This window comes from Paraburkholderia denitrificans (assembly GCF_042655705.1).
In the GTDB taxonomy this organism is placed as follows: Bacteria; Pseudomonadota; Gammaproteobacteria; order Burkholderiales; family Burkholderiaceae; genus Paraburkholderia; species Paraburkholderia denitrificans.
On the sequence record NZ_JBHSMP010000037.1, the window covers coordinates 13,132 to 33,408 of the forward strand.

Sequence of the window (20,277 nt, forward strand, 5' to 3'; positions counted from 1 at the left end):
ATTGCCGCGTTGAAGGTTTTTGGTGACGTAGCTATCGGCGGTTCTTTGTTCTTGGTTATTATCACGTTCGGCCAAGTCCATTCGCCAAAACAAACGAAACCTGAGAGACCATCAGATGGATGCAAATGCAATTGCATTACTAGACATCTTCGAACGAAAGATGCGACTCGAAATCCCGATGTTCCAAAGACAGTATGTATGGGGACGTGAACATCAATGGGAGCCTCTCTGGGAAGACATATCGCGGAAATTCACGGAATTTATTGACGACCGTCGAGATGCCCCTGTGCATTTCTTGGGCGCAATGGTTCTTGACCAGAAGCAGACACACGTCGGCCGAGTCGAACGGCGAAGCGTCATCGACGGCCAACAACGTCTGACAACACTGCAGATATTCCTCGCCGCATTCCGGGATTTTTGCCGCGAGGAAAATCTAGATGAATTCGCTGAGGAGTGTGAGAAGTACACGCTCAATTCGGGAAGAATGGCGGAACCCGAAGTTGAAAAATTCAAAGTTTGGCCTACGCTTTCTGACCGTCCCCAGTTTATGGACGTCCTCACGGCTGGCTCAAAGTCTTCCCTGGAGAAGATTCACCCCCTAACCCGTCGACCATACGCGAGAAAATTCAATCCGCGGCCACGCATGGTGGAGGCATACCTGTTCTTCCACGAGCAGATATCCGCCTTTTTCAAGGGTGCGCCCGACGAACCTCCGGTCGGCGATGACATCGCGATGGAGCAACGCATTGAAGCATGCTTCGAGGCACTCAAGACCGCGCTGAAGGTTGTGGCGATTGATTTGGGCGATGGCGACGACGCCCAGGTCATTTTCGAAACGCTCAATGCGAGGGGCGAACCACTCCTCCCGGCAGACCTCCTCCGAAACTACATATTCTTGCGAGCCGCTCGACTCGGGGAAAAACAGGAACAGCTCTACGAGCAGTATTGGTCCACATTCGACGAGCCGTTCTGGCGTGAAGAGGTGACGCAAGGCCGACTTCGTCGACCCCGAAGTGACCTTTTCATCCAACACTACCTTGCCAGTAAGCAGGCTCGGGATATTCCAATCAAGCATCTTTTTGTCGAGTACAAGCACTGGGTTGAACGCGAGAAGCCTTTCTCAAGTGTTGAGGAAGAGCTGTCAGCGCTTGCCCGACAGCGCGACCATTTCCGGATGCTTTCGGTTTCTCACGAGTCTCCACTACTTGGCGGATTGGCCCACTTTCTGAACCTCTTCGACGTCAGCACGGCCTACCCACCTCTTCTAGCATTGCTTGACATGGGCGCTACGGATACCGACATGTCCGAAACTGCTGGAATGCTTGAGAGCTACTTTGTGCGTCGTGCGATTTGTGGCGGCGAAGCGAAGGCGTACAACAGAATATTCATGGGCCTCACGCGGGCCATTCGCAACAAGGCAGCGACTGCCGAGGTCGTCCGTGAATACCTGACGTCACTCAAAAGTGCGACTGACGAATGGCCGAGCGACGACACTGTGTCTTCGGCATGGATGGGTAACAGCGCATACCACTCGCTCAACAATCTGAGATTGACGCACGTCCTGTGGCGCATCAGCGAAACGTATCGGTCGTCGAAATCAGAGAACGTCAACACCACCGCACCGCTCACGGTCGAACACATCATGCCGCAAGGCTGGGTGGCCCACTGGCCTCTCCAAGATGGTTCAGCGGGTGTTGAGCACGCGTGGTTTGCCAACGAGGAAGCGCCAGGTGTGGCCGAGAGTCGTCGGCGCAACGCACTGATTCAAACGTTCGGCAACCTGACGCTCATCACCGGAAGCCTGAACAGCTCTATGAAAAACGCTGCGTGGGAGATTAAGCGCGATGAGATTCTTACGCACTCAGTGTCGCCAATCAACGGCGTTCTAAATCGCTTTAATAGCTGGGACGAGTCAACAATTGAAGTGCGTGGACGTGAATTGTTGGGGCGTGCATTGAAGCTTTGGAGCAGAGGCTAAAGTTCTGCCTAGTCTAGCTACAGGCCCGCGCTTGCTGTTCGTCGCTGTTGACGCCGGTGTTCCAGTGACTCCCTTGGTGCTCTGACTTTTTTTATAAACCGGTAGGGCGTAGCCTGACGTGCGTGTCCCGGATTTCCCGGGTCACGCACTCAGACGAGCGACCTGTGGTCTCACGGCGCCGGTGTGAACCAGTCCAGATAGGTTGCGATGCTTCCGGCGGAATCCATCGTTGGGGGCATCCGCGAGTAGTAGTCAGCTATACGCAGGTATGCTTCTTCGGGTACTGATGCCTTCCGGTTGGCTGCCCCCTACCACGGCTGCGAAGACTTAAGTTGGCCACCATCTGTTCGAGGGCCGGCGACTTGTGATGTGCATCCGTGACCTTCCGTCAAGCGTGGCGAATGCAAGTCTGAATCACGCTTTTAAGGCGCGCGAAGACTGCTTGGTGGCAGACGAAGCGGAGCGAGGCACTATGCCGGGCTTGGGAGAGTGCCAATCCGCATTCCCGGCGTAACGTCTACAGGGATTTGTCGGCTCTGGCGTCACTTTTTGGAGCGGCTTGGTTCGTGGGCTTCCAATTCCTGGTCCTATCGATAACGTCCCGCTCGTCCAATGCGCCTTCAAAGAAAAGCTCAAGCGCGTGAACATATTGCTTGGATGTAGGTGGATACATCGTCTGCGGGAGGTCATGTACTAGCATCGAAGGGTGCCAAATATCGCCGAATATGGTGACGTGGTCGCGATACGCGACATCTGTCGATGTTCGGCTGAATTCTTTGACCGCTGCCTTCTTCGCGTCCCGGTCCAAAATCAAATGTTCCAGCAACGTTTGCAGGAACCTAGCGGTTTGCCAGTCTCCAGGTTCCACGGTCGCTGGCTGAATCAGGCAAGGTTGAGGATGAATATGCTCGTTCTCTGAGTCTTTGTAACCGTGAAGGATGCACGTCCGATTCGGCACACACACCGCGGTTACGCTGGAATAGAACGACTTGAGGGGATATTTGTAGCTCCCGGTTTCACTAGTTTCGTTGTAGAGACTTTGAAGCCACACTCTTGCGCCATCGCGGTCGTCTACATATTTTGTCTCGAATGCGAATACCCCTTTGAAAACCGGAAGCACACGTCCGTCCTCGGAAAAAGTCCCCGAGATGATGTCAAGCGCTTCTCGAAGTGTGCCGGAATTCAGGGTCGTTTTGACCTCAATCACAGCGCGCACCGAAGCGCGAGATACAACGACGACATCGGCCTCGCGGAAAAGCGCTGGATAATTGCCGCCATCCCAGATGATGATATCGAGCTGCCGTGGGCAGTCCTCAATGAAACCGGTGTCAACGTGATATCTCGCTGGTAGCAAGCGCTTCAGCATACTTCGTAATAGAGCCTCGCGGTACGAGCCTATAGTGCCGGAGTGGCGTATCAGGGAATCGATGCGTCGGCTCTTCAACACTAGTTCGTCGGCGAAGCTTCTAAGGTAAGAGCGCCTTTCGTACTCGTATCGCTTTGCGTCGGAGAAGAGAACTTGAATGCCTTTTTCCTGTTTGACGAACTTTAAATACCCCAGCGTCGCGTACATGCGAATTGCGTCTTCGATGATGTACCTGTCTAATGATGAGTCAGCATTCAGGGCGTCAAGAAGCTCCTGAATTGACATTTTATAGCCAGTCGCATCGCGCAAAATTGCGTTGATGGCGTTTACGACCATGAAGTATTTTGATACGTCAACGCCGGCGTGCCTCCAACCCTCAGCGTCAGTTAGCAGGTTGTAGGCAATCTTGCCTTTATGTCCCGAGAGCCACTCGACAACGCTCTCGGGGCCTGCCGGATTTTCCACGTTTCCCGCCGCTACAAGCAATGAGCGGCCGCTTGGAATTAGCGCGCCACCTCGTAGCTGGTCCCACGGCGACGACGGGTCGTAAATGTTACCGGGCACGAACTCGGAGTCCATATACGGGGGATGAAACTGGAGGCGATTCGAGGTCGAGTAGAGTTGTTCTGCGACTGGATTGGACATCGGAAGCGTTGGTTGAGCGGCAAAGGACAAATCTTACCTTTGACATCGCCGGGTGTGGCGGCCAAAACGATGTCAAATCGACGAACGATACCGTATGACAAACGAAACGAGCCTTAGGCTGGAACTCACGGTCTTCGGTGTCGGGAGCTTTCAGGTCGGCTCCAACATTCTCTTTCGCCGGCCGGTAAAGTATCGTTCGACACTTGTCGCGCAAAATGGTCGACGAAGAGGCGGCAATCTAGATAGCGGCGCTTAGGCACAGGCCACGGTGCATGGATGCCGTCGATGTACTGTCGTAACGACGAAGTCGCGAGTCGTCAATGCTTGTGCAGTCCAAGCTTGTCAAAGAGCACCCGATTTCTACGCTTTGCATCCTGAAGCAGCTTGTCGTACGAGATGATTTCGATTGAGCCATTACCGCCAGGTAGCGTGTAGAAGTAGCCTTCGTGGTCGGCGGTCCGGTGATATCGCATGGCAACCTGCCGGTGCAGTGTTGGCGTCAGGTCGGCGATGAGATAGCCCGTGTACCGTATGCCCGTCGGGTTGATAGGGCGTCCGTCGATATCCTTCACCCCACCTTGATTGATTTCGACAAAGCGCTGAATGATTTGGTCAGCCGGGTCCTTGTCATAGTTGTCGCGCCCGGGGCGCTTGAATTCGATAATCACCACTCCACCGCCCGGGAGGTTGTTGGGCTCTGCCACGCCAATCGGGGTGTCGTAGAAGAACGCGAAGATGTCCGGTTCCTTGCCAGAGGTCCCTTCCAGTCCCGCAACCTGATTCAGCTTCTTGTCCGACGTCAGCAGGGTGTGAAAGCAAAGCCGCTCGTCAATCAGCCAGAGGTTTTGCTGGTCAAGGAAGATGTCCTTTGAGGTCGCGCCCATCGGGAAAATCATCTTGTGAAGGACTTTCTCGAAAGGGTATTTCTGGTCGCTCTGTACGCGCTTGAGGCTCTGGTCAACGAGGTCGAGAATGGTGCGTCGATGCGCAACGTAGTCGGCGAGCTTCGCCTTGCCCACGTCGTTCATCTCTTCCATGAGCCCTCTAATGCGTTCCTGATACGCCTCAAATGATTCCGTTTCGATGAGCGCTGCGACATGACGCTCCTCGGCGCGAATGCCGTCCTCGATATCGCGACGGATATGGAGCAGGGCTTCGTCGAGTTGCTCATCCCGGAGTCCGGGCTGAACGCGTTGCTCGAGAAGAGGACGATACTTCTCCTGGGTGAGCACCCTGTACTCAGGGGCTCGTTCGACAAAGCGGCCAATCTGGGCAATCTTCTCGTCGTTGGTGACTCTCAGGTCGGTGGCCAGGGCGGAGCGAAGCGTGGTAGCCAGACCTTTATTGAGAGCTTGGCGGGACACGAGAGTCTGCTCCAGTTCAGGCTCTTCATCGGACTGGAATGCGATTTTCGTTCGCTCCTGGTTTGCGTGTTCGTCGAGATATTCCCCGGTGACGAGCACGATGAGCGTATAAGCGCTCTGCTCGTCATCCACGAGCCGCTCCGGAAGCTCGGGGAGCAAGTCGCGCAGCTTCTAGGTCATGACATCCCGGCCATTGGCGCAAAGATGATAGTCATGACGCGCGCGGCCGTCGCGATGGCGGAACGCCTGAAGTGCGAACGTGTGTCCGCGGACATCAAAGAAGCGCTCTTCGATGTGAGGCTGGACTGTTTCCTGAAAAAGTTTCTGGAGGTCTATGGCTTCGCGCCCTGGCGCGACCAGGGTCATGCCGGGGCAGGAGCGTGCCGCAAACCGGATGAGGAAGTGAGCGACGATACGTTGCGCGAGCAACTCAGGGTCAATGGGCCACGCTGCGCGGTACCGCTCATCCAGTCCGCATACACGAAGGCTCGTACCGGTCGGCGCGCTGGTTGGACTAACGGCCTGGGCGCCGTTGAGTTCCTCGGTTATCGAGAAGGTAAAGTTGCGGGAGAAGTGCTTGCCGCCATGTTCATAGACGCTGCGAACGTCGCAGTGGCGGAAGACTTTCAGGAACGTGAATCTGCCGACGCCCTTGCCGCCAAGCTTGACCTTCGACAGTGTGTACGCCTCACCAAACGAGGCGATATTGGCGTCGTTGAAGCCCACGCCATTATCCGTGACCTCGAAGCCGTCAGTAATCAGCGTCTCGTCACCGCCTTGCGATGCGATGTCGTCGGTCGCAAGCAGTCGAATCGTTATCGCGCCGCCTGACGGACCGCCAAATCTGTCCTCGATGGCGTCCATGGCGTTGGAAACTGCCTCGAAGAGCGGAATGAGCCCTTTCGATGGCGCCAGGTCGAGTCGGTCTACCAATCCCCGGATGTTGGTCAGCATGGCAACCCCTTCTTCTGATTCTGGTTTCGGCACGACAGGCGGCCTTCGGCTCTGTCGTAACAGACAATAAATTCTAATGTACCGCCTGCGGTCAGGGGGGGCACTCACGCAAAGAAGGGCAGTGCGAAGCGTGATATTTGATGGCCCGGCCGTGAAGTCCTCAAGGTGTTTCTCTAGCAACTGGGTTTCGACCACTTGGCGTTTGCCGCTGGAGGTTGTTCGTCGTCAAGGGGGAGCGTCTGGGCATGTCTCGCTTCGCTAACGACCACCTTTCCGGCGATGGGGCGAAACGTCCCGGAGGCCACACCTGACCTCGCAGCATCGCAGTCGCGGTGTTTCCTTGCCATGCGTGTGGCAGCTGTTTTCGAGCGGGTGCTACAAGGCCACGCGGGACGCACCTTGCGGCGCGGCTTGAGGAAGCTCCTCGCTCAGTAGCCTTGAGCAAGAGGTTGCCACCACAACTGAAGAGTGGGATTCGCTGCCAGACTCCCGCTCTTGCGGGCCCATGCTCCGTGTCGCATGAGCAAAGGCTGATTCCTGCCCTAAGGAGACTCCTTTTCAGGGTTTCTAAAGAACCTCCTTGGGATTCGGAAAACTCTTTTTTAAAGATTTTAGGGAGCGGGGTTTATATTTTTCCTGCTACATGCAATGAAGAGCCGGCCGCATTATGCAACCGGCTCCAATCACTGGCCATGCCGGGTCGGTCCCGGCACCCGCGCGGTCTAGCCTTGCGAAACGCGCCACGGACTCAGGTGGCCGAGCTTAAGCCCCGGAAACCTCAGCCGCTCGATGGCCTCGACAAGCTGGTTCAGGGGCAAGCGCTTTTCGCCGTCTTCCTTGCGGCCGTAGTCATTGTCCGATGCGTGCCCGATGAGCTCCTCGATGACGCGGTCGCGGACACCGGACTCCTCGGCAAAGGCCTTGAGCGTGTGGCGGAAGCTGTGGAACACGAGGCGCGGGTCATCCAGTCCGGGGATGCCGTCGAGGTACTCGTTAAACCAGTTCGAAAATACCGCGCTGCGCTGGCCATACTGGTTGATGTGCAGGTCCGGAAACAGCCATGCGGTGGCGCCCAGCGCGCGGCGGGACGCGACATAGTCCAGCCAGCCGAGTTCCAGCAGCGTGCGGTGCACCGGCACCCAGCGCATCACCTTCGGTAACGCCATGCGCTTTTCCCGCTTGGTGTCGTGCAGATGAAAGCACCAGTGACCATCGCGCTGTACGATGTCCGCCCCCTGCAGGCGGCACAGGTCCTCGACCCGCGCGCCCGTGTGCGGTGCCAGCAGCGGCAGCCAGTACGCCGCATCGGCCCCGCCCTTGCGCGGCCGAAGGCCCTGCGTGTACACCGGCGACGCGTAAAGGAGGTTCAGTTCGTCGATGGTAAAGGCATCCCGGAAACAGGCGGTGTTGCTACGCACGGCTTTTCCGCCGAATTTCGCGCCACTGAACGGGTTGCGCTCGAGGCCGGTGAGGTTCCTGCGCATTGCAATCGTGATGACCGGCGAGAGCAGTGACAGAATCGTATTCACACGGCTGTGCGAAAGGCCCTCGCGGTCGAGGCATACCTGCTTGAACTGTTCGACGTGGTCCGGCGTGAGTTCCGAGAGCGGCAGGTCAACGACGGACCGGAAACGCTCGGCCTGGCGCCTGACCTCGTTGACGGTCTTGGGTTGCGGCGCGTTTTCGGCGGTCCAGCGACGCACCGCCGCTTCCCATGTGTCATCCGGGTCGATGAGCGGCACCAGGTCGACCGGGTCCGGATTCTCACCGCGCACGCGACGCAACTGTTCGTCGAGCAGCTCGATTTCGGCACCCGCCAGCAGCTCGAGCAGACGGGTGAAGGCGCCGCTGCCGGCGGGCAGCCAGACGCGTTCGCTTTCGAGGATGTGTTCGGCGGTATCGCTGAAGAACGCCAGGTCGTTGGCGGCGCGCGCCCGCCGCGTCTGCTGGCGCGCGTCCTCAAGCAGTTGCTCGTGTGCGTCGAGCTCCGCGTAGGACATGCCGCTGCGCGTTTCCGCGTCGCTCGCAAGCACGTGTGCCCGGTACCGCTGTACGAAGCGCGCGACCTGCGTATGGGCTAGCAGCGCGCAGCCGGCGGGGCGGAACAGCGGATGGTAGTCGCTGGTGCCCGCGGGGGCGTAGCCCGGCCGCAACTGGCAGGTGTCATCGCCGCCCGCCGTCGCGAGCAGGCGCGCGTCCGCGACGGTGCGTTCGTACGCCGACTGGGCAGCTGCGTAAGCCTCTGTTGCGTGCGCAAAGCTCGTGGTGCCGAGGCTGGCCCAGACTTCTTTCCGGCCGAGGAGGGCCTGGACATCGAGGGGCAGCTTGCGGCGGAAGTACAGGTTCGGGGACCCGCGGCGGGTGGTGACGAAAGGATGATGTTTCATGTGGCTTGCTCCATGGCTGAGTGTGACAGTCCGTGTAGCAAGCGCGCTGGCAAAACCGGGGAAATCTAAAATTTTCGGTGTAATGCCAGTTTTGAGAACAAAAAAGCCGCTGTTCGTGAGAACAGCGGCTTTTTCTTGCAACTGGTGGCGAATCAGGGACTCGAACCCCGGACCTGCGGATTATGATTCCGTCGCTCTAACCGACTGAGCTAATTCGCCGAAGAAGCGAATTATGCCGAGGCAGCCCTGGACTGTCAACCCCACCTTGACGATTTTTTCGCAGGACCACCCAGCAGCCCCGCCGCACATCCTGCCAACCCTGCATAAGCCCGGCCTCAATCCCTCGCATAAATATCCGAGTCGCTGGTTTCCTTGAGGAACAGCATCCCGACCATGAAGGTCATGAGCGCGATGACAATCGGATACCAGAGCCCCGAGTAAATGTCGCCATTCGCCGCCACGATCGCAAACGCGGTAGCAGGCAGGAACCCGCCAAACCAGCCGTTGCCGATGTGATACGGCAGCGACATCGACGTGTAGCGGATCCGCGTCGGGAACATCTCCACGAGCATGGCCGCGATCGGCCCGTACACCATCGTCACGAAGATCACGAGGATCGTCAGGATCACCACGGTCATCGCCCAGTTGAGCTGCGCCGGGTCCGCCTTCACCGGGTAACCGGCGGCCTGCAGCGTCGCGGCCAGCAGCTTGTCGAATGCCGCGCCCTTTTCCGTGGCCCCTTCGGCCTTGCCGTCGAATGCGTCGATCACCGTGTCGCCCACCCTGATCTGCGCGATCGTGCCCACCGGCGCCGCCACGTTCGAGTAGTTCAAACCGTCCCGCGCCAGCGCACCTTTCGCGATGTCGCACGAGGAGGTGAACCGTGCGGTGCCGACCGGGTTGAACTGGAACGAGCACTCGTCGGGGTTCGCGATCACGACGATCGGCGCACGCTGCGTCGCGGCTTCGAGCGCCGGGTTGGCGAAGTGCGTGAGCGCCTTGAAGAGCGGGAAGTAGGTGAGCGCCGCAATCAGGCAGCCGGCCATGATGATCGGCTTGCGGCCGATCTTGTCCGAGAGCGCGCCGAAGAACAGGAAGAACGGCGTGCCGATCAGGAGCGCGAGCGCAATCAGGATATTCGCGCTCGCGCCGTCCACCTTGAGCGTCTGCGTGAGAAAGAAGAGCGTATAGAACTGACCCGTGTACCAGACGACGGCCTGTCCGGCGGTCAGGCCGAGCAGCGCGAGGATCACGATCTTCAGGTTTTTTCCACTGGCCGAACGCTTCCGCGAGCGGCGCCTTCGAGACCTTGCCCGCGGCCTTGATGCGCTGGAACGCGGGCGATTCGTCGAGCTGCAGACGGATCCAGACCGACACGGCGAGCAGCAGGATCGACGCGACGAACGGGATGCGCCAGCCCCAGGCGGCGAACTGCTCTTCGCCGATCGACGTGCGCACGCCGAGGATCACGAGCAGCGAGAGAAAGAGGCCGAGCGTCGCGGTCGTCTGGATCCACGACGTATAGAAGCCGCGGCGCCCGGTCGGCGCGTGTTCGGCAACATAGGTCGCCGCGCCGCCGTATTCGCCGCCGAGCGCGAGGCCCTGCAACAGGCGCATGGCGACGAAGATCACGGGCGAGGCGAAGCCGATGGCCGCGTAGCCCGGCAGGAAGCCCATCAGGAAGGTCGAGCTGCCCATGATCACGATCGTCACGAGGAACGTGTGCTTGCGGCCGACCAGGTCGCCCAGCCGGCCGAATACGATCGCGCCAAACGGACGCACGGCGAAGCCCGCCGCGAAGCCGAGCAGTGTGAAGATGAAGGCGGCAGTCGGGTTGACGCCGGAGAAGAAGCTCTTGCTGATGTAGGCCGCGAGCGAGCCGGCCAGATAGAAGTCATACCACTCGAACACGTTGCCGAGCGACGACGCGACTATCACGCGCTTTTCGTCGTGCGTCATCGGCGCGTGTGAAGCCTGTCCGCCAACCGTTGCCATGGATCTCTCCAATCCAATATTGCTATACGTCGGGTCCGCCTGGCGGGCGGCCCTCTTGGTCATTATTGGAGCGTAAACCTGAGGAATTCCGAAATTAATCCGGGCGTCGGGTGGGTGTAATTAAATAGGAGTGTGATTAATTAATTTCGCTGAAACCGTCACTATTTTTTGTGTATTGCCGCGCTTCGTCTGCGATCGAATGTTTTATGCTCCCGACTTGCCGAAGCGGGCCCGCAGTGGGCCTAAGGGTAAGTCCCGTTTGGTAAGCGCTGTTTTTAACGGTGCGCCCGCGTCAACCTCGCGCGAGGTTTCCCGACGCACCGGGCGCCGCCGCGCGCAGCCGCAACGTCACGCGCACGAGCGTCCCCGCGAGCCGCGGCGACTGTTGATAGACGTTGTCCTCGATGGCGAGCGTGCCGCCATGCATCGTCGCAATCTCGCGGACGATCGCGAGGCCGAGGCCGCTGCCGTCGCCTTCGCGTCCGAGGATGCGGTAGAAGCGCTCGATCACGCGGCCGCGCTCGGCGGCCGGAATGCCCAGCCCGGTATCCTCGACTTCGAGGTGCACGACGCCTGCCGTCGGTTGCGGGCGCACGCGCACAGTGATCCGTCCGCCCGCGGGCGTGTAGCGGATCGCATTGTCGATCAGGTTCGAGAGCATCTCGCGCAGCATCACCGGATTGCCGTCGACTTCGACAGGCGCGGCGTGTTCGCCGTCGTCGTGCGCGAGCGGCCCTTCATAGCCGAGGTCCATCTGCTTCGCGAGCGCGGGCTGAACCCAGTCGCGCACGGCGAGGCGCGCAACGTCGGCGACGTCCACCGGGGTGAAGACCTGGCCCGACATGCGGTTTTCGGCGCGCGCGAGCGCGAGCAGTTGCGTGACGAGCCGTGCCGCATGTTCGGAACTCGTCGCGATCTGTTCGAGCGAACGATGCACCTCGGGCGACGCATCCTGGCGCAGCGCGAGTTCGGCCTGGGTCCGCAGCCCCGCGAGCGGCGTTTTCATCTGATGCGCCGCGTCGGCGATAAAGCGCTTTTGCAGTTCGATGTTCTGTTCGAGGCGCGTGAGCAGATCGTTGAACGACGTGACGAGCGGCTCGATTTCGGGCGGCGCGCGCCGCGCTTCGAGCGGCGAGAGGTCATCGGGGCGACGCATGCGCAGGTTCGATTGCAGTGCGTGCAGCGGTGCGAGCCCGCGCGAAAGCCCGAACCACACCAGCAGGATCGCGAGCGGCAGGATCACGAACTGCGGCAGGATCACGCCTTTGATGATGTCGTTGGCGAGCTGGCGGCGCTTGTCGAGCGTCTCGGCCACCTGGACCAGCGCGGGTTGCGCGCCGGGCATCTGCGGCAGCTCGACGGTCGTGTAGGCTACGCGGATATCGATGCCGTGAAGCATGTCGTCGCGAAACTGTACGAGCCCCGGCGGAGGACGATCGTCCTCGCGCGGCAGCGGCATGTCGCGGTCGCCGCCGACCAGTTCGCCGCGGCTGCCGAGCACCTGGAAGAACACGTTGTCGACGTTGTCGGCGCGCAGGAAGTCGCGCGCGGAGGCGGGCAGCGAGAGTTCCGCGACGCCGTTGACCGGGTGGATCTGACGCGCGAGCACATAGGCGTCGGTTTCGAGCGCGCGGTCGAACGGACCGTTCGCAATCGACTTCGCAACGAGGTAGGTCACCGCGATGCTCATCGGCCAGAGCAGCAGGAGCGGCGCGAGCATCCAGTCGAGAATCTCGCCGAAGAGCGAGCGCGGGCGCGCCTCTGCGACGGCTTCGGTTTCGTCCGGCGGGGCGAACGGATTCGCGTAACGGGCGTCGCGCGCTTCGTCGTCGAGCGTATCGGTCGCGGGGACGGACGGCGGCGAGGCGCGGGCGGGCTCGGCCATCTTCAAGCCTGGCTATTTGTAATAGTGGCTGGCCGGCATCGCGGGCGGCGTGCTGGCGGCGGTTGCCTCGGCCGGTTGTGCACCTGGTTGCTCAGCCGGTTGCGCCGCGTCCGGTTGTGCTGCGCCCGGTTGCGCAGCTCCGTTCGTGCCCGCCGACGGTTCTTTTTCGAGGCAATAGCCGAGCCCGCGCACGGTCACGATCCGCACGCCGCCGCCCGCTTCGAGCTTCTTGCGCAGCCGGTGGACGTAGACCTCGATCGCGTTGTTGCTGACTTCCTCGCCCCATTCGCACAGGTGATCGACGAGCTGCTCCTTCGAGACGAGGCGCCCGAGGCGCTGCATGAGCACTTCGAGCAGGCCCAGCTCGCGCGCCGAGAGATCGAGCACGTGGTCGTTGATGCGCGCGACACGCCCGACCTGGTCGAACGACAGCGCGCCGTGGCGCACCATGGTCGGCCCGCCGCCCGCGCCGCGCCGCGTGAGCGCGCGCACGCGCGCTTCGAGTTCGTTGAGCGCGAAGGGTTTGGCCATGTAGTCGTCGGCGCCGAGGTCGAGGCCTTTCACGCGCTCGTCGACGCTGTCGGCGGCCGTGAGGATCAGCACAGGCAGCGTGGAATTGCGTCCGCGCAGGCGGCGCAGCACTTCGAGGCCCGGCATTTTCGGCAGGCCCAGATCGAGGATCAGCAGGTCGAAGTTTTGCATCGACAGCGCGGTATCGGCGTCGACGCCATTCTTGACGTAATCGACGGCATAGCCCGATTGGCGGAGTGATCTGACGAGTCCGTCCGCGAGTATGCTGTCGTCTTCGGCAATGAGAATTCGCATGGTGCGTGCGCGTCGTCTCCAGGCCCGCACCGGGCTTGCGTGGCGCGCGGCGGTCTCCCGAAATTTCGCGGTTTTGGTGAGCTTGGGGCTTGCTAAAACCACTGTTTTTTTATACAGTATCTGCGTTCGCGCGCATCAGCTCGGGTATTAACCGGGGCAATGAGCTGGGCAATGAGCTAAACAAGCCCGTGCGCCGTCACGAGATGCCGTTCATCATAGCAAAGGACGATTCATGGAAGATAGCAAGAAAGGCTCGGCTGGGCTGACTGCTGAAAAGAGCAAGGCGCTTGCCGCCGCGCTCGCGCAGATCGAAAAGCAGTTCGGCAAGGGTTCGATCATGCGGCTCGGCGACGGCGAAGCGGTTGAAAACATCCAGGTGGTTTCCACCGGCTCGCTCGGCCTCGACATCGCGCTTGGCGTGGGCGGCCTGCCGCGCGGCCGCGTGGTCGAGATCTACGGTCCGGAATCGTCGGGCAAGACCACGCTCACGCTCCAGGTGATCGCCGAAATGCAGAAGATCGGCGGCACGGCGGCCTTCATCGACGCGGAACATGCGCTCGACGTTCAATATGCATCGAAGCTCGGCGTGAACGTGCCCGAGCTGCTCATCTCGCAGCCGGACACGGGCGAACAGGCGCTCGAAATCGCCGACGCGCTGGTTCGCTCGGGCTCGATCGACATGATCGTGATCGACTCGGTCGCGGCGCTCGTGCCGAAGGCCGAAATCGAAGGCGAAATGGGCGATTCGCTGCCGGGTCTGCAGGCACGTCTGATGTCGCAGGCGCTGCGCAAGCTCACCGGCACGATCAAGCGCACCAACTGCCTCGTCATCTTCATCAACCAGATCCGCATGAAGATCGGCGTGATGTTCGGCAACCCGGAAACCACCACGGGCGGCAACGCGCTCAAGTTCTACTCGTCGGTGCGTCTGGACATTCGCCGTATCGGCTCGATCAAGAAGAACGACGAAGTGATCGGCAGCGAAACGCGCGTGAAGGTCGTGAAGAACAAGGTCGCGCCGCCGTTCCGCGAAGCGGTGTTCGACATTCTGTACGGCGAGGGCATTTCGCGTCAGGGCGAAATCATCGACCTCGGCGTGCAGGCCAAGATCGTCGACAAGGCGGGTGCGTGGTACAGCTATAGCGGCGAGCGCATTGGCCAGGGCAAGGACAACGCGCGTGAATTCCTGCGCGAGAACCCGGAAATCGCGCGCGAGATCGAGAACCGCATCCGCGAATCGCTCGGCGTGAGCGCGATGCCGGCGAACGCCAACAATGCCGGCGAAGTCGAAATCGCGGACGAAGAGGAGTAATTCACCCGTGATTCGCAAGGGCAGGTCCGCATCGGCGCCCAAGGCGCAACATGATACGGGCCGCCCGAGCGACGGCCAGGAAAGCCGCGACGCCCGCGAGGGCGAGCGCGGCTTTGGTCATTCCGGGCGCGATGTTGCCGACGCGGGCGCCGACCGCTTTCAGCGCACCTCCGACGCCCGTGCGGCACGGACCGCTTCCGCGCGTACTGCTGCCACCGCCGAATCGCGGCGCCCCGTCCGTTCGCTCAAGAGTCGCGCGCTCGCCTACCTCTCGCGCCGCGAATACAGCCGCGCGGAGCTTTCGCGCAAGCTGATGCCGTTCGTCGACGACGTCGACGCGCTCGAAGCCCTGCTCGACGCGCTCGTCCGCGAAGGCTGGCTTTCCGACGCGCGCTTCGCCGAGAGCGTGATTCATCGCCGCGCCGCGCGGCTCGGCACGACGCGCATCGTCAGCGAACTCAGGCGCCACGCGGTGGACGACACGCTCATCGAGGAAGTGAACGCGCAGTTGCGCGAGACCGAACTCACCCGCGCACGCGCCGTCTGGGAGAAGAAATACGGCCAGTTGCCCACGACACCGGCCGAACGCGCGCGTCAGGCGCGGTTTCTCGCTGCGCGCGGATTTTCGATGGGCATCATCGGCAAGATTCTCAAAGGCATCGACGAAGCCTGGCCGGAAAACTGAGGCCGTACGGCATTTGTAAAGGCCTGATCTACCAGGGTGTTCCTGTCAGTCGGAAATACCCGGTATGTTAAAATTCGGCGGTTTTCCAATCCGGTCTCAAGCTTTCGCATGCCGCTTTCCCCGCCCGTGCCCCGCCAGTTGCGACATCAGCGTGCAATCCGGGCGGTCGCCTACGAGCGCGAAGACGGCCTGTGGGATATCGACGCCTGCCTGACCGACCACAAACCACGCGATGTGCCCCTCGCCACTGGCGTTCGGCCCAATGGTCTGCCGATCCATGAACTCTGGCTGCGTATCACGATCGATCGCAGGTTCAACGTCGTCGACGCCGAAGCGTCGTCCGACTGGGTGCCCTACGGTCGTTTGTGCCAGAATTCCAATCCCGCCTATCGTGCCCTCATCGGGCTCAATCTGCTCCAGAACTTCCGCCGCGAAGCGGGCCGCCGTCTTGGCGGCACGGCTGGCTGCACGCATCTCACCGAGATGCTCGGCGTGCTGCCGACCGCCGCGGTGCAGGCGTTCGCCGGAGAGGTTTGGGATGCCCAGAGCGGCTCGCCGGGTGAAGCGTCAGGACCGGAAAGCGGCAAGGTTGCCAGCGCCGGCGAAAAGCCGCCTTTCCAGCTCGGCCGCTGCCATGCGCTGCGGTTCGACGGCGAGGCGGTCGAACAATTTTATCCGCGCTGGTATGGTCATGCGCCGCTCTCCGAGGAGCGCGGCGCGGAGACAGCCGGCGTGCGCGAGGACGTCGACCCGGACGCGTGAGCGCAAGGTCGATGCCGTCACGCACGAATAACAACAGCGGAAACGAAGTCCAATCCAACTCTCAGACTGAAGGGAATCACGCATGAAGATTCACGAGTACCAGGGTAAGGAAATCCTGCGGAAATTCGGGGTCGCGGTACCGCGCGGCAAGCCGGTGTTTTCGGTGGATGACGCGGTCAAGGCCGCCGAAGAGCTGGGCGGCCCGGTGTGGGTCGTCAAGGCGCAGATCCACGCAGGCGGCCGCGGCAAGGGCGGCGGCGTGAAGGTTGCGAAGTCGCTGGAGCAAGTCCGCGAATATTCGAACCAGATCCTCGGCATGCAGCTCGTCACGCACCAGACCGGTCCGGAAGGCCAGAAGGTCAACCGTCTGCTGATCGAAGAAGGCGCTGACATCAAGAAGGAACTGTATGTCGGCCTCGTGATCGACCGCGTCTCGCAGAAGGTCGTCGTGATGGGTTCGAGCGAAGGCGGCATGGACATCGAAGAGGTGGCCGCCAAGACGCCGGAAGCGATCCACAAGATCGCCGTGGATCCGTCGAAGGGTCTGCAGGACGCAGAAGCCGACGACCTCGCGAAGAAAATCGGCGTGCCCGACGCTTCGGTCCCGCAAGCCCGCGCGATCCTGCAGGGTCTCTACAAGGCGTTCTGGGAAACCGACGCATCGCTCGCCGAAATCAACCCGCTGATCCTGACCGGCGACGGCAAGGTCATCGCACTCGACGCGAAGTTCAACTTCGACTCGAACGCGCTGTTCCGCCACCCGGAAATCGTCGCGTACCGCGACCTGGACGAAGAAGATCCGGCTGAAATCGAAGCGTCGAAATTCGACCTCGCGTACATCTCGCTCGACGGCGACATCGGCTGTCTCGTGAACGGCGCAGGCCTCGCGATGGCGACGATGGACACCATCAAGCTGTTCGGCGGCGAACCGGCGAACTTCCTCGACGTCGGCGGCGGCGCGACGACCGAAAAGGTCACCGAAGCGTTCAAGCTGATGCTGACGAACCCGGGCCTGAAGGCGATCCTCGTGAACATCTTCGGCGGCATCATGCGTTGCGACGTGATCGCCGAAGGCGTGATCGCCGCTTCGAAGGCGGTGGACCTGAAGGTGCCGCTCGTCGTGCGCATGAAGGGCACGAACGAGGACCTCGGCAAGAAGATGCTGGCCGATTCGGGCCTGCCGATCATCTCGGCGGACAGCATGGAAGAAGCCGCGCAGAAGGTTGTCGCGGCCGCCGAAGGCAAGTAATTTTCACCGCATACCGAATGGCGTGGCGACGGCGCGAAGGCCGCAGCCGACGTGACGCAACGCAACGCCAGGCGAACAGAGGTCAATACATGTCGATTCTGATCAACAAAGACACCAAGGTCATCACGCAGGGCATCACCGGCAAGACCGGTCAGTTCCACACGCGTGCCTGCCGTGAGTACGCCAACGGCCGCGAAGCATACGTCGCGGGCGTGAACCCGAAGAAGGCCGGCGAGGACTTCGAGGGCATTCCCATCTACGCTAACGTGCGCGAAGCGAAGGAAGCGACCGGCGCGAACGTGTCGGTCATCTACGTGCCGCCCGCAGGCGCCGCTGCTGCGATCTGGGAAGCCGTCGAGGCCGACCTCGATCTCGCGATCTGCATCACGGAAGGCATTCCGGTTCGCGACATGATCGCAGTGAAGGACCGCATGCGCCGCGAAGGCCGCAAGACGCTGCTCCTCGGCCCGAACTGCCCCGGCACGATCACGCCGGACGAGCTGAAGATCGGCATCATGCCGGGTCACATCCACAAGAAGGGCCGCATCGGCGTCGTGTCGCGTTCGGGCACGCTGACGTATGAAGCCGTCGCGCAGCTGACCGCGCTCGGCCTCGGCCAGTCGTCGGCAGTCGGTATCGGCGGCGATCCGATCAACGGTCTGAAGCACATCGACGTCATGAAGATGTTCAACGACGATCCGGATACGGACGCCGTGATCATGATCGGCGAGATCGGCGGTCCGGACGAAGCGAATGCCGCTTACTGGATCAAGGACAACATGAAGAAGCCGGTCGTCGGCTTCATCGCGGGCGTCACGGCGCCTCCGGGCAAGCGCATGGGCCACGCCGGCGCGCTGATCTCGGGCGGTGCGGACACGGCCGACGCGAAGCTGGAAATCATGGACGGCTGCGGCATCAAGGTGACGCGCAATCCGTCGGAGATGGGCCGTCTGCTGAAGGCAGTGCTGTAATACCGCCGATCGCCGGCCCTGCTCGCGCGGGTAGCCGGCGTTTTTGGTATGCTTGCGGAATCCTTTCATAAGGGTCCCGGCAAAAAGCGAGGGAGCCAGTGATGGCTACCTCGCTTTTTTATTGGCCGTCTGGTTTGTGCCTGGCTCGTGCCCGCCGGGCTTGCTTCTGGCGTTGTCTCTCACTGCGCTTTTGCGCTGACCGCTCACCGTTCTCGCCACTGCTTTCATGACTGAGTTTCTCGCGTCGCTCAACTGGGGCGCTGTCGTTCAGATCATCGTCATCGATATCCTGCTCGGCGGCGACAACGCCGTCGTCATCGCGCTCGCGTGCCGCGACCTGCCCGCGCAACAACGTCTGCGCGGCATCCTGTGGGGCACGGTGGGCGCGATTGCGCTGCGCGTCGTGCTGATCTCGTTCGCCGTCCTGCTGCTCAACGTGCCGCTGCTGAAGTTCGCCGCCGGAATGCTGCTCCTGTGGATCGGCGTGCGGCTGCTCGCCCCGGCGCATCTCGAACACGCCGACGTGAAGCCTGCCGAAAAGCTGCTCGGCGCGATCAAGACGATCATCGTCGCCGACGCGGTGATGAGCCTCGACAACGTCGTGGCGATTGCGGGCGCCGCCGAGGCCGCCGATCCGGCGCACCGCACCGGTCTGGTCATCTTCGGGCTGATGGTGAGCATTCCGCTGATCGTGTGGGGCAGCCAGATCGTGCTGCGGCTGCTCGATCGTTTTCCGGTCATCGTCACGCTGGGCGCGGGGCTGCTCGGCTGGATCGCGGGCGGGCTCATCGTGAACGATCCGGCGGGCGACCGCTGGCCGCTGCTCGATACGCCGGTCGCCGAGTACGGCATGGCCGCGGCGGGCGCGGTGTTCGTCATGGGGCTCGGTCACCTGCTCAAGCGCCGCCAGGCGCGGCGCGCGGTGGAGCGCGCGGCGCAGGTGGAGCAGCGGGCAAACAAGCCGTAAGCCGGTTCCTACGCCGTTCGGCTGGCTGTCCCGCAGCTGGACCGGCCGATACGATCAAGACGCCTGTTCACCTTTCGTGGACAGGCGTTTCTTGTTTCTGGAGCCCGGATGATGACCGTCACTGTTTTTCTCGCGCGAACGCCCGCAGCCGTGTCGCGATGGCGTTTGCTGCACGCGTGCTCGCGCGCTCAGGCCGTCGCGTCGGCCAGGTTCGCGCCGATCGTGCGGAACGTGGGCCGCCTCGCGCCCGGTGGTTTTACGCTGATCGAACTGATGATCGTGCTTGCCATCGTCGGCGTGATCGCCGCCTACGCCATTCCCGCGTATCAGGACTATCTGGCGCGCAGCCGCGTCGGCGAGGGTTTGTCGCTCGCGTCGTCGGCACGGCTCGCGGTCGCGGAAAACGCCGCGAGCGGCAACGCGTTTTCTGCCGGGTTCTCGTCGCCGCCCGCGACGCGCAACGTCGAATCGGTGCGGGTCGACGACACGAACGGCCAGATCGCCGTCACCTTCACGGTTCGGGTTGCGCCTGCGGGAAGCAATACGCTCGTGCTGGTTCCCTCGGTGCCGGACAACGCCGAGGCGCCTACGGCCCGCGTCGCGCTCGCACGCGGCAGCTCGCAGGGCGGCACCGTCACGTGGGAGTGTTTCGCGGGCAGCAAGACGGCGTCGTCGCTGGGCGCGCCAGGCGCCGGGCCAGCGCCGGCCGACGCCGCGACGCTGCCGCCGAATCTCGCGCCGCCAGACTGCAGGGCCTGAAGAGGCTTGACGCGGCTTCGACGTGCACCGTGCGCTTTAGGGGCTTACGCAACCAATCGTGCGCGGTCAGTCGCGGAAACGCGGTGAGGCTCGGCATCGTGAAGAGCAGGGCGGCGCAGGCACCCGGCTGTCGCGCCGCCAGGCTCGCGCCCGTGAACCGCAAAAAGCGTGCG

At 61.8% G+C, this 20,277-nt stretch carries 14 protein-coding genes, 1 tRNA gene and 1 pseudogene; 8 read left to right on the forward strand and 8 right to left on the reverse strand.

The window, feature by feature from the left end:
* Positions 1 to 115: 115 nt before the first annotated feature.
* Positions 116 to 1,978, forward strand: a complete 1,863-nt coding sequence (locus ACFPTO_RS22100; RefSeq protein WP_377714747.1) for a DUF262 domain-containing protein — start codon at positions 116 to 118, stop codon at positions 1,976 to 1,978.
* A 517-nt stretch (positions 1,979 to 2,495) separates the two neighbouring features.
* On the opposite strand, the gene ACFPTO_RS22105 is transcribed toward ACFPTO_RS22100, so the two are convergent.
* The 8 genes and pseudogenes from ACFPTO_RS22105 to ACFPTO_RS22140 form a co-directional block, all read right to left on the reverse strand.
* Positions 2,496 to 3,989, reverse strand: a complete 1,494-nt coding sequence (locus ACFPTO_RS22105) for a DUF6602 domain-containing protein (protein ID WP_377714749.1) — start codon at positions 3,987 to 3,989, stop codon at positions 2,496 to 2,498.
* 317 nt (positions 3,990 to 4,306) lie between these two features.
* A complete protein-coding gene (locus ACFPTO_RS22110; protein WP_377714751.1) occupies positions 4,307 to 5,485 on the reverse strand; it encodes a hypothetical protein in 1,179 nt (392 codons plus the stop codon).
* Positions 5,486 to 5,524: 39 nt separating this feature from the next.
* On the reverse strand, positions 5,525 to 6,307 hold the full coding sequence (locus ACFPTO_RS22115; RefSeq protein ID WP_377714753.1) for an ATP-binding protein: 783 nt from the start codon (positions 6,305 to 6,307) through the stop codon (positions 5,525 to 5,527).
* Between the two features lie 722 nt (positions 6,308 to 7,029).
* Complete coding sequence (locus tag ACFPTO_RS22120; protein ID WP_377714755.1) at positions 7,030 to 8,694, reverse strand: DUF6538 domain-containing protein; 1,665 nt, start codon at positions 8,692 to 8,694, stop codon at positions 7,030 to 7,032.
* Between the two features lie 142 nt (positions 8,695 to 8,836).
* Positions 8,837 to 8,913, reverse strand: a tRNA-Met gene (locus ACFPTO_RS22125).
* Positions 8,914 to 9,029: 116 nt separating this feature from the next.
* Positions 9,030 to 10,689: pseudogene (locus ACFPTO_RS22130) on the reverse strand (MFS transporter).
* Positions 10,690 to 10,981: 292 nt separating this feature from the next.
* Positions 10,982 to 12,574, reverse strand: a complete 1,593-nt coding sequence (locus ACFPTO_RS22135; protein ID WP_377714757.1) for a sensor histidine kinase — start codon at positions 12,572 to 12,574, stop codon at positions 10,982 to 10,984.
* 12 nt (positions 12,575 to 12,586) lie between these two features.
* Positions 12,587 to 13,399 (reverse strand): response regulator, encoded by an 813-nt coding sequence (locus ACFPTO_RS22140; protein ID WP_377714759.1) that lies wholly within the window; start codon positions 13,397 to 13,399, stop codon positions 12,587 to 12,589.
* Between the two features lie 232 nt (positions 13,400 to 13,631).
* Between ACFPTO_RS22140 and recA the strand changes: the two genes are divergently transcribed.
* From recA to ACFPTO_RS22175, 7 genes are all read left to right on the forward strand, one after another.
* Complete coding sequence (gene recA, locus ACFPTO_RS22145) at positions 13,632 to 14,711, forward strand: recombinase RecA (RefSeq protein WP_377714761.1); 1,080 nt, start codon at positions 13,632 to 13,634, stop codon at positions 14,709 to 14,711.
* Between the two features lie 7 nt (positions 14,712 to 14,718).
* Positions 14,719 to 15,396, forward strand: a complete 678-nt coding sequence (recX, locus tag ACFPTO_RS22150) for a recombination regulator RecX (protein WP_377714763.1) — start codon at positions 14,719 to 14,721, stop codon at positions 15,394 to 15,396.
* Between the two features lie 108 nt (positions 15,397 to 15,504).
* On the forward strand, positions 15,505 to 16,158 hold the full coding sequence (locus ACFPTO_RS22155) for a DUF2889 domain-containing protein (protein WP_377714898.1): 654 nt from the start codon (positions 15,505 to 15,507) through the stop codon (positions 16,156 to 16,158).
* 82 nt (positions 16,159 to 16,240) lie between these two features.
* Complete coding sequence (gene sucC / locus ACFPTO_RS22160; protein WP_377714765.1) at positions 16,241 to 17,407, forward strand: ADP-forming succinate--CoA ligase subunit beta; 1,167 nt, start codon at positions 16,241 to 16,243, stop codon at positions 17,405 to 17,407.
* 89 nt (positions 17,408 to 17,496) lie between these two features.
* Positions 17,497 to 18,378 carry a succinate--CoA ligase subunit alpha gene (sucD, locus tag ACFPTO_RS22165; protein WP_293039796.1) on the forward strand — a complete coding sequence of 294 codons (882 nt, stop codon included), beginning with the start codon at positions 17,497 to 17,499 and terminating at the stop codon, positions 18,376 to 18,378.
* A 226-nt stretch (positions 18,379 to 18,604) separates the two neighbouring features.
* Positions 18,605 to 19,345 (forward strand): TerC family protein, encoded by a 741-nt coding sequence (locus tag ACFPTO_RS22170; RefSeq protein ID WP_377714767.1) that lies wholly within the window; start codon positions 18,605 to 18,607, stop codon positions 19,343 to 19,345.
* Between the two features lie 108 nt (positions 19,346 to 19,453).
* Positions 19,454 to 20,104, forward strand: coding sequence for a pilin (locus ACFPTO_RS22175; RefSeq protein WP_377714769.1), 651 nt, complete (start codon positions 19,454 to 19,456; stop codon positions 20,102 to 20,104).
* The last annotated feature ends 173 nt before the right edge of the window (positions 20,105 to 20,277 follow it).